Below are 9,677 nucleotides of genomic sequence, written 5' to 3' on the forward strand. Positions count from 1 at the left end.
TCTGCGCCGCACAGAAAACCCCCATCAGGTTAAGCTCTTTTATCGTTCTTTATATGTAACGATAAAAGAGCGCCACTTCCACCCCTTTTGCGGAGAGGAAGACGTTACCTGTGGGGTCAGTCGCTTTTAGCGATAGCGGCTGATGGAGAGGTCTAGCACGGGAATGTCCGGCTTTCTGCCGTGGATCATATCCGCAAGAATGCGGCCGGAGCCGCAGGCCATGGTCCAGCCCAGCGTACCGTGGCCGGTATTGAGCCACAGATTGCTAAAGCGGGGGACAGGGCCAATTACCGGCGTGCCGTCTGGTGTATTGGGGCGCAGGCCGGTCCAGTAGGTGGCGGCGGAAAGGTCACCCCCGCCGAACAGTTCCGAGAAGGAAAGTTCCAGTGTTTCGCGCCGATCCGGGCTGAGCCGCAGATTATAGCCTGTCAGTTCCGCCGTGCCGCCAACGCGGATACGATTGCCCAGCCGGGTGATGGCGACCTTGTAGGTTTCATCATTCACGGTGGAAAGCGGGGCGTGGCTTTCATCCGTCAAAGGCAGGGTGAGGGAATAGCCTTTCACCGGATAGACCGGCAGATGCACACCCAGTGGTTTGAGCAGTAGCGGGCTATAACTGCCCATGGAGACTACATAGGCATCCGCCCTCAGATGGCCCTTGCTTGTGCGGATGGACATGATCTCATCCGCTGCGGCGTCCATGCCTTTGATGGTCGTATCATACAGGAAGGTTACGCCCTTAGCGGCGGCCATTTTCGCCAGACGCTGGGTGAAGATGTGCGCATCCCCAGATTGATCTCCCGGCAGATACAGGCCAGCTTTCAGCAGTCCGCGCGCGTGGGATAGGCCGGGTTCGTGTTCCAAAATCTGGTTCACGTTCAGCAATTCATGCGGAATGTCGCTGTCTGACAGCAGCTTCATATCATGATGGGCTTTGTCGATCTGCTTTTCCGTGCGGAAAAGCTGGATAAGCCCCCGCTGCCGGTCATCATAAGTCAGGCCGGTTTCTTCCCGCAGGGCGTCCAGACAGTCGCGGCTATACTCCGCCACGCGCAACATGCGGCCTTTGTTGATGTCATAGGCATGGCTGTTACAGTTCTTGAGTAGTTGCTCAATCCACCGGAACATTGCGAAATCAATGCGTTTACGGATTACCAGCGGGCTGTGGCGCTGCATCATCCAGCCTATGGCCTTGAACGGTAGACCGGGGGCGGCCCATGGCGTGGAATAGCCCGGAGAAACCTGTCCGGCATTGGCGAAGGAAGTTTCCAGCCCCGGTTCCGGCTGCCTGTCCACCACAGTGACTTCATGGCCCAGATTGTTCAGATACCAAGCTGAAGTTACGCCGATAACGCCAGCGCCGAGAATGATGACTTTCACACTTTCATCCTTTCCGGGGATCGTAATGGAGACGGTGGTACCGGGTTCCGAGGTCCGTCAGAAGTTCATAGCCGATGGTATCCGCCAGATGGGCAACCTCATCAAGAGGCATATGCGGACCAATCAGATCAAACACCGCGCCAGTCGGCGGCGGCGGCGCACCGGCTGCAAGAAGAGGTGTGAGATCCACAGCCAGTGAGTCCATGGAGATACGACCGATTATTGGTAATTTGATGTCAGGCCAGTCTGGACAGATCACAAAACCGCGCTGCCCGAGCCTACGCGGAAAGCCATCTCCGTAGCCAATACCGAGCAAAGCAATGGGGGTTTGGTGCTGTGCGGTAAAGGCTGCGCCATAACCCACGCAGGCGCCGGCAGGCACTTGCCGGGTTTGAATGACGCGGGCTTGCAGGCGGATTGTCGCGCGCAGAGGGTTGGGCTGCCCTGCGGTGGGTGCAATGCCGTAAAGTGCCGCACCGGGCCGCACGAGGTCAAAATGCCAATCTGGCCCCAGAAAAATACCTGAGGATGCCGCAAGGCTGGCGGGGGCGGCGGGCAGGCGGTTTTTCAGCGTGATAAAGGTGGCAAGTTGCTGGTGGTTTAGCGGGTGGTCTGGTGTGTCCGCACATCCAAGATGGCTCATAACCAGCGCAACCTGAATGCCCGCGAGTGCTTGCGGCTGGGTGGCGAGATAGTCCACCTCGGCCTCGGTCAGCCCAAAACGGGACATGCCGCTGTCTACCTGCAAGGCCGCAGCCAGAGGGCGGCCTTGTGCATGGGCAAGCGTCTGCCATTCCTGCACTTGTTGCAGGCTGTTCAGCACGGGCACGAGATGGTGTGTGAGGCATGCGTTCGCGGTGCCCGGCGGGGGGCCATGTAACACAAAAATGCGGCTGTCTTGCCCGATCAGCGGGCGCAACGCAGCCCCTTCCGCCAGATGGGCGACAAAAAAGGTGCGGCACCCGGCCTCATACAAGGTTTGGCCAACGTTTTTCAGCCCAAGCCCATAAGCATTGGCCTTAACCGCAGCCCCACATTCCGCAGAGCCAACGCGTGCGCAAAGCCGCGCATAATTCTCGGCAATGGCGGCTAGGTTGATGAGTAGCCGACCGCCTTCCCAGCCGTCCCTTTCCATGGTCTGTCTCCTGACCTTATGACCCGCTCCTTTATCATTTTTTGGTAGGAACAGGCAAAAATAGGAGCCGCTTGGACAATGGGAATGCGGAGAGCGGTTTTATGAGGCTATTTTACACCCGGTGGATGGGGAGAGAACCCAGAATACCAGCCCCGCTATCGCACTGCTAACAAGACTTGTACCAAGTGCGCGGCTCCAGTTAAGGATGTCGTGTCCAGAAGCGGAGAGTGTGAGAGTGCTGACGGTCAGCAGCATGGCTAGAACGCCAAGCGTGCCGCAACCCCACATAATACCGAAAAGCAGGCAGTGCAGAATGCCATGGTGTCGCGCCGTGCGATACAGGGACAGACAGACGTATGCCATCGGCACACCGAGAAAGGAAAAGGCCAGAAAGAACAGCAGACTTCTGGCAAGGCAGTAAAAAATACCGGCAGGCAGGGTGAATGTAGGGCCGTGTCCCGCGGCATGTAGGCTGACAAGTGCTGAACAGATGAGGCTGTACATGAAGACAGCGACAAGGTAGCGCGTGCTCAACCGCATGGCCGTTATCCCATTTGAGGTCACATGAGGACTACTCTTCTTTCTTCAAGACTCAGCAAGGGCGGCAGCGTTCCGCTCAAACAGAAATATTATCAGTTTGTCAGCAGGCGTGCTGTGTGGCGCGTTTGCGAAAAGCCCCGCAAACGCGCCGCCAGTTTTTAGTAAAGTTCCGGCACAATCATGGTGTCGGGTGTTGGCTGACGTTCATAATCAGGATGGAAAATGCGTGTCGGCAAAACCACTTCCGGGTGAGATACAGGCTCATACGGCACCAGAGACAGCAGATGGCTGATGCAGTTCAGGCGGGCTTTCTTTTTATCAACACCCTGAACGACCCACCAAGGGGCTTCTGGAATGCTGGAGCGTTCCAGCATGACTTCCTTGGCCAGGGTATAAGCTTCCCACCGCTTGCGGCTTTCCAGATCCATGGGGGAGAGTTTCCACTGCTTGAGTGGGTCATTCATGCGTGCGCGGAAACGGGATTCCTGCTCATCATCCGTAATGGAGAACCAGAATTTGATGATCTGGATACCGCTGCTGACAAGCATCCGTTCAAATTCCGGTACGGAGCGGAAAAATTCTTCGTAGTCCTCATCCGTGCAGAAGCCCATCACCCGTTCCACGCCTGCCCGGTTATACCAACTCCGGTCAAACAGAACGATTTCCCCCGCTGCGGGCAGATGTGCCACGTAACGCTGGAAATACCATTGGGTGCGCTCCCGGTCATTGGGGGCGGGGAGAGCGGCAACCCGGCAGGTGCGGGGGTTGAGGCGCTGGGTAATGCGTTTGATCGCGCCACCCTTGCCTGCGGCGTCACGCCCTTCAAACAGGACAACCACGCGGCGGCCGGTGGCCTGCACCCAGTCCTGCAACTTGATGAGTTCACCTTGCAGGCGGATCAATTCCCGGAAATAGACACGACGGAAAGCGCGGTCTTCAGCGTCCGGTCCGCCCAGACCTGCGGCATCATCTTCCAGAGAAAGTTCGAATTCCTCGTCAAGATCATCAATAATCTCACGGCGCATTTGCACGCGTTCGCGTTCTTCCGCTGTCAGATTTTCCAGATCGCTCATTCTCTTTCCTTTATCGTCGCAGGTGATGGTCTGCGCCGGGGACTATAAAGACGGAAAGAATGGGCCAGTTTGAAACTTTCGTGACATTGAAGGACTACTCAGAACGTGGTGGTGGCGTTCAACCCCAGAACGACGCCATTGCGGATATGTTTGCCCGTAGTCGGGTTGAGGGATGTGCCGCCCACGTTCCAGAAATATTGAAAATCCGGCTGCACAATCAGCCAAGGGGTGGCGGCGGCCTGATAGGTGAATTCCAGATGCTGCTCCGGCACCAGTGCTCCGGCTGTATTGGTGTTCAGGCGGAAACTGTCGTGCGTGTTTTCCTTGGCGCGCAGACCGTACAGGCTGGTGCCCCAGGCAAGGCCTAGCGTATCATCCGGTCTGCCGGGCAGCAGTTCGTCAAACGTGAATCCGCTCTGAATTTCCGAGGAAAACCGGCTTCTCGTACCATTGCTAAGTGTCGCGCGGGCAAAAAAGTTGATGGTCTTGCCAGAACCTTTTTCCTTACGCCAGATCATCTGATCAATGACGAAATAGGCCATCCAGTTGCCCTGATGATAGAGTGGGGAGCCGCTACTGTCCGGGCTGGCGAGAAGGTTGTGTTGTGTATCATACCGTTGGTCCGGGAAACGGCCGGTGTCATAGAGTCCACCAACTTTCCAAACACCCGGCAGCGTGACATCATCCTGCCCACCCATCTGTTTTGCGGCATCCAGCCAGAGCTGGGCTTCCCCTATAAACAGAGCGCCACCCTTGGTGGAAAAGAGTGTGCCGGACGGATCTCGCTGGGCGGCGCTGATGGAACTGTAAAACGGGCCACGGGTCGGATTGTCATTCGTAATGGCCCCCATCAGGACAAGGGGGGCTGCGGGTTTCCATTTTACGCGGCCGCCGACGGCTGAATACGGCCAAGACGGACCGCCGGAATACAGGTTGCTGGAGGTGGAAAGTGGCCAACCGAAGCTGGAGTTCAGAAAAAACGAAGCGTTCTGACTGACGAGAAATTCCGTATCGAGATCCAGCGTGCCTACACGCACATCCAGCGTGCTATTCAGAAAACTCTGGCCATACCAGAGTTCAAACAAGCGGGTTGAGCGCCCGGCATCATACCCGCTTACAGTGTTCAGTGCGCCAAGCCGCTCCCCGGTAAAGGATCGTCCACGAATTTGCAGTGCGCTGACATTTAGCAGGCCACCCTGCCAGCCAAAAGCCTTGCCGGTATCCAGTGAAAGAGCAACGGCGGTCATCCCGTCATAGGTTGCGCCGCGTTGATTGCCGCCGGAGGCTAGCCCCCAGAGTTCCTCCACATCCTGTATGGTCACCCTTACGCCCCGCTTGCCCAGCCACGTGCGCGCACCACCCATGGTACCGAACATTTCGGTGTGGGCATCCTCTTCTGGCGGTGTGAACGTGGGAGAAGGGGCAGGTAACGGAACACCGGAAGGCAGAATATCCGTGGCCAGTGGCACCGTGGCTGCCAGCGCGGGCGCAGTGCTGGGCAGAGCGGATAGTATGCTGCAAAGTATAAACGACAGGCCTGATGCGTGAGTGACAACCCGTGGTACAGCAGGTTTCAGCACGTCGGGAGTTGAGTAAGCAGAAGGCGAAGCAGAGTGAGGCAGGTGGCTCGTCGAGGATAAGGGCACACCGGCTCCTTCTTGCATGATGAGAGGATGATTTTGACGATCTGAGCGTCGATTTAAAATGACGTTATCATGACACCGTAGGGCGCGGTGCGGCCTGCAGGAGGTACTGATTTGAGAGAAAGGGCAGCACGATGTGAACATGCTCACCGTGTGCCTTTACATGCGCAGCCTCAGGTGGCCCACTCTATAGTATCCGCCTGAAAGGGGCTGCGGTTGGCGGCAATCTTTGGGAGAGTGCCGCCTTGTCAGCAAAGAGGTTTCAGGCGGCAGGGACGCCCTTGCTGGTGGAGTATTCGAAGTGCAAAGCCTGATCCGGATTAACGATCGGGTAGATGGAATGGGCTGCCATGGCAGCCTCGCTAAACCCTTGCAGGATCAGCTTGAGCTTGCCGGGGTAAGTGGCAACGTCCCCAATCGCGAAGACGCCGGGCATGCTGGTCTCACAGGAGGATGGCGTGACCGGAATGGTGGAGCGGATGGTGTCCATGCCCCAGCGGGCAATGGGCCCGAGGTCCGTAGCTAGCCCGAAGAAGGGGAGGAGCGTATCGGCTTCAAGGTGACGGGTTGCGCCATCCAGATCCACCACTTCCACACTGTCCAGCGCACCGTTTGCGCCGTGCAGGGCGTGGAGCTGATAGGGAACAATCTTTTCAATCTGTCCGGCAGCGACGGCTTCATCCAGCAGGCGCAGGCTTTCCGGTGCGCCACGGAAGCGGTCCCGACGGTGCACCAGATACAGTTTTTCCGCTTTATCTTTGAGGGAGAGAGCCCAGTCCAGCGCGGAATCCCCACCCCCAGCAATCACGATTCGCTTGTTTTCAAAATCGGCTTTGCGACGCACATAATATTGCACGGCCCCGCTTTCTTCAAAGCCTTCCAGCCCGTCCAGCGGCGGCCGGTTGGGGCCGAATGCGCCTGCACCGGCGGCAATAATCACAGCTTTGGCGCTTACGGTCGTGCCTTTATCCGTCCCGAGCGTGAGGGCACCACGATGGCCGCTGAGGCTTTCAATCCGATGTTTGAGCAGGCGCGGAATATCAAACGGGGCAATCTGCTGTTCCAGATTGGCAATCAACTGTGCGCCTTCTACAGCGGGGCAGGCGGGAATGTCATAAATCGGCTTTTCAGGATACAGCGCCACGCATTGGCCACCCACTTCCGGCAGCACATCAATCAGCACACACCGCAGGCGCAGCATGGCGCACTGGAAGGCGGCAAACAGCCCGGTGGGGCCAGCGCCGATAATGGCGACATCAGTCTCAATCGGCATATCCGTCATGGCGCGGTGCATCTCCCTTTCTGGCCGTATGATCTCGCCTGTGTTTTTGCGACAGGTGGGCAACGGGTGCAATAGGGCACGGCTTACGGGTGTTCTCTGCTCGGTCTGTGTGAGGCTTCCTGAACGGCAAGAGATGTATCTGGCGTATCTCTGCCGGGCGAGTTCTGCCTTCAGCTCTTCAAGGAGATGCGCGCCATGGAGGCTTACACATGCTTTCTGAAGATAAAACGGTCAGATTTTTATTTGTAGAGCCTGCATCAGGGCAATGCTATCCTGATGGCTGCGTATGATCCTGACCTTGTCAGGCCAGCAGTTAGTCTTTTCAAACAACATCTGGCGCTCATGATCATAATAGTCTGCAGACCAATGCATTTCTTCCCTGAGTGCTTGCAGTGTGCCGCGGTTCCTGTGTGCTAGAGAAAGTTGTCGCGTGATAAAGCGCCGAAGAATACGCACAATGTTTTTCCATCGTGCGATATCCAGAATAACAATGTAATCGGCGCGTTCCACCGCGCTGTCGGCCCATTTGAACTGTAAGCCTTCCACGATCCACGCATCGTGCTGCACGACGTCATTCAGCATGGCTAAGCGTTTATCAGGATCACGGCGTATATCGCCCGTGGGGTGACGAACCCAATGCATGTCATCAAGAGAGAATAATGGAAGAGACATCCAACGGGTAAGATTGGAAGCCAATGTTGATTTGCCGCTGCCAGTCGGCCCCGTTACGAACAGGCGCATTGATAAGACCCGGACTGCGTGTGTTGATGAGAACTGCATGACGTGTAACAGTATTCCCGGTCGTTTTGTAAGATATGGACCTCTCTGTATCCGCGTATCATCGGGTCTGAAAAATTGCGGATGAGGCCGTGAGCAGAGGACGGCGTTGCCTTGCCTTGCCTTGCCTTGCCTGCCTGCTCGGAAGCTGTTTGTTACTTTCTTCGCCATGTTTAATGCGAGAAGACAGATGATTTCAGGCGCTCAGGAGGTCTCTGTATATCTTCGAAAACAGGAAAGCGTTTTCTCAGGTTAAGCTGCACTGTAAGGGATTTTTTTTAAGATTTGGGTTGAGGGCCGAGAGGCTTTTTGTGGCGAATCTGGGTGGTTTCCGACCTAGCCAGTCACTATTCAGAATGCCACGCGCAGATTGAAAACGCAGATTGAAAACATAGTCTGTATAAAGCAGAAAGGAGATTGTGTGGCAGACATTTCGTCCGTCACACAATCTCCATTTCAGTCAGATCGCCTTGAGTGCGCCTCCAGCGGATAGGCTCCGCTAGAGGTGCGTTTCAAGCTGGATCTTAGGCGACTTTAAGAGCTTTCTTCAGCCCGGCATCCAGCACATCAAGGAAGTCCTGTGTGTTGAGCCATTTGGTGTCCTTGCTGACCAGCAGGGCGAGGTCCTTGGTCATCTGACCGCCCTCGACGGTTTCAATGCACACGCGTTCTAGCGTTTCGGCAAAGTGGATCACGTCCGGTGTGTTATCAAACCGGCCGCGGTATGCCAGCCCACGTGTCCATGCAAAAATGGAAGCGATGGGGTTGGTGCTGGTGGGGCGGCCTTTCTGATGCTCGCGGTAGTGTCGGGTTACGGTGCCGTGGGCGGCTTCCGCTTCCACAACGTCACCCGTCGGGTTGAGCAGCACGGAGGTCATCAGGCCAAGGCTGCCAAAGCCCTGCGCGACAATGTCGCTCTGCACGTCACCATCATAATTTTTACAGGCCCACACGTAGCCACCCGGCCATTTGAGCGCGCAGGCGACCATGTCATCAATCAGGCGGTGTTCGTAGGTCAGACCGGCTTTTTCAAAGTCTGCTTTGAATTCCTTGTCATAAATTTCCTGAAACACGTCTTTGAAGAGGCCGTCATAGGCTTTCAGAATAGTGTTTTTGGTCGAGAGATAGACCGGCATGTTGCGGTCCCGCCCGTAGGAGAGGGAGGCGCGGGCAAAGCCTTCAATGGAGGCGCGGGTATTGTGCATGCCCATGGCCACGCCGGGGCCTTTGAAATCATGCACGTCCAGCGTCATGGCTTCTCCACCGTCTGCGGGTGTGTAAACCAGCTTGACCGTGCCGGGGCCGGGGATGCGGGTTTCCGCTGCGCGATAGATGTCACCATAGGCATGGCGGCCAATCACGATCGGTTTGGTCCAGTGCGGCACGAGGCGCGGGACGTTGGAGCAGATGATGGGTTCCCGGAAAATGGTGCCATCCAGAATGTTGCGGATGGTGCCGTTGGGGGAACGCCACATTTTCTTCAGCCCAAATTCCGTCACGCGGGCTTCATCCGGCGTGATGGTGGCGCATTTTACGGCCACGCCATAGCGTTTGGTGGCTTCGGCGGCGTCTACTGTAACGCGGTCATCCGTGGCGTCACGGTGTTCAATGCCCAGATCATAATATTTCAGGTCAATATCGAGATACGGCAGAATCAGGCGCTCACGGATGAAGTGCCAGATGATGCGTGTCATCTCATCACCATCCATCTCAACGACGGGATTTTTAACTTTGATTTTTGTCATGGTGAGATACTCCTTCATCCTCGCGCGGGACCGTAAAAATCTACATAAAGCGTATAAGCATCATGCGATAGGCGGAGGGATGGCATAAGGGGTTCGGGCCGG

8 protein-coding genes are annotated in these 9,677 nt (G+C 56.4%); all 8 read right to left on the reverse strand.

The window, feature by feature from the left end:
* Positions 1-126 precede the first annotated feature (126 nt).
* Entirely contained in the window at positions 127-1,380 is a 1,254-nt protein-coding gene (locus tag AD949_RS05040) for a D-amino acid dehydrogenase (RefSeq protein ID WP_048835840.1), read from the reverse strand.
* A gap of 4 nt (positions 1,381-1,384) precedes the next feature.
* The gene (gene alr, locus AD949_RS05045; protein WP_048835839.1) at positions 1,385-2,515 is read right to left on the reverse strand and encodes an alanine racemase; all 1,131 of its coding nucleotides are present in this window, start codon (positions 2,513-2,515) and stop codon (positions 1,385-1,387) included.
* Between the two features lie 99 nt (positions 2,516-2,614).
* The gene (locus AD949_RS05050; RefSeq protein ID WP_048835838.1) at positions 2,615-3,055 is read right to left on the reverse strand and encodes a hypothetical protein; all 441 of its coding nucleotides are present in this window, start codon (positions 3,053-3,055) and stop codon (positions 2,615-2,617) included.
* 158 nt (positions 3,056-3,213) lie between these two features.
* Positions 3,214-4,128, reverse strand: coding sequence for a polyphosphate kinase 2 (gene ppk2, locus AD949_RS05055; protein WP_048835837.1), 915 nt, complete (start codon positions 4,126-4,128; stop codon positions 3,214-3,216).
* 98 nt (positions 4,129-4,226) lie between these two features.
* Positions 4,227-5,597 (reverse strand): carbohydrate porin, encoded by a 1,371-nt coding sequence (locus AD949_RS05060; RefSeq protein WP_248845778.1) that lies wholly within the window; start codon positions 5,595-5,597, stop codon positions 4,227-4,229.
* 436 nt (positions 5,598-6,033) lie between these two features.
* Positions 6,034-7,053, reverse strand: a complete 1,020-nt coding sequence (locus AD949_RS05065; protein WP_048835908.1) for an NAD(P)/FAD-dependent oxidoreductase — start codon at positions 7,051-7,053, stop codon at positions 6,034-6,036.
* Between the two features lie 231 nt (positions 7,054-7,284).
* Positions 7,285-7,794 (reverse strand): P-loop NTPase family protein, encoded by a 510-nt coding sequence (locus AD949_RS05070; protein ID WP_048835836.1) that lies wholly within the window; start codon positions 7,792-7,794, stop codon positions 7,285-7,287.
* A 560-nt stretch (positions 7,795-8,354) separates the two neighbouring features.
* Complete coding sequence (locus AD949_RS05075) at positions 8,355-9,575, reverse strand: NADP-dependent isocitrate dehydrogenase (protein ID WP_048835835.1); 1,221 nt, start codon at positions 9,573-9,575, stop codon at positions 8,355-8,357.
* Positions 9,576-9,677: the final 102 nt, after the last annotated feature.

The sequence above is a fragment of the Acetobacter orleanensis genome, from assembly GCF_001581005.1.
Lineage (GTDB): Bacteria > Pseudomonadota > Alphaproteobacteria > Acetobacterales > Acetobacteraceae > Acetobacter > Acetobacter orleanensis.

Bases quoted from the DNA above. Each gene is read 5' to 3' on its own strand.
- alr (WP_048835839.1), bottom strand. From the start codon at position 2,515: ATGGAAAGGGACGGCTGGGAAGGCGGTCGGCTACTCATCAACCTAGCC.
- AD949_RS05050 (WP_048835838.1), bottom strand. From the start codon at position 3,055: ATGCGGTTGAGCACGCGCTACCTTGTCGCTGTCTTCATGTACAGCCTC.
- ppk2 (WP_048835837.1), bottom strand. From the start codon at position 4,128: ATGAGCGATCTGGAAAATCTGACAGCGGAAGAACGCGAACGCGTGCAA.
- AD949_RS05065 (WP_048835908.1), bottom strand. From the start codon at position 7,053: ATGACGGATATGCCGATTGAGACTGATGTCGCCATTATCGGCGCTGGC.
- AD949_RS05070 (WP_048835836.1), bottom strand. From the start codon at position 7,794: ATGCGCCTGTTCGTAACGGGGCCGACTGGCAGCGGCAAATCAACATTG.
- AD949_RS05075 (WP_048835835.1), bottom strand. From the start codon at position 9,575: ATGACAAAAATCAAAGTTAAAAATCCCGTCGTTGAGATGGATGGTGAT.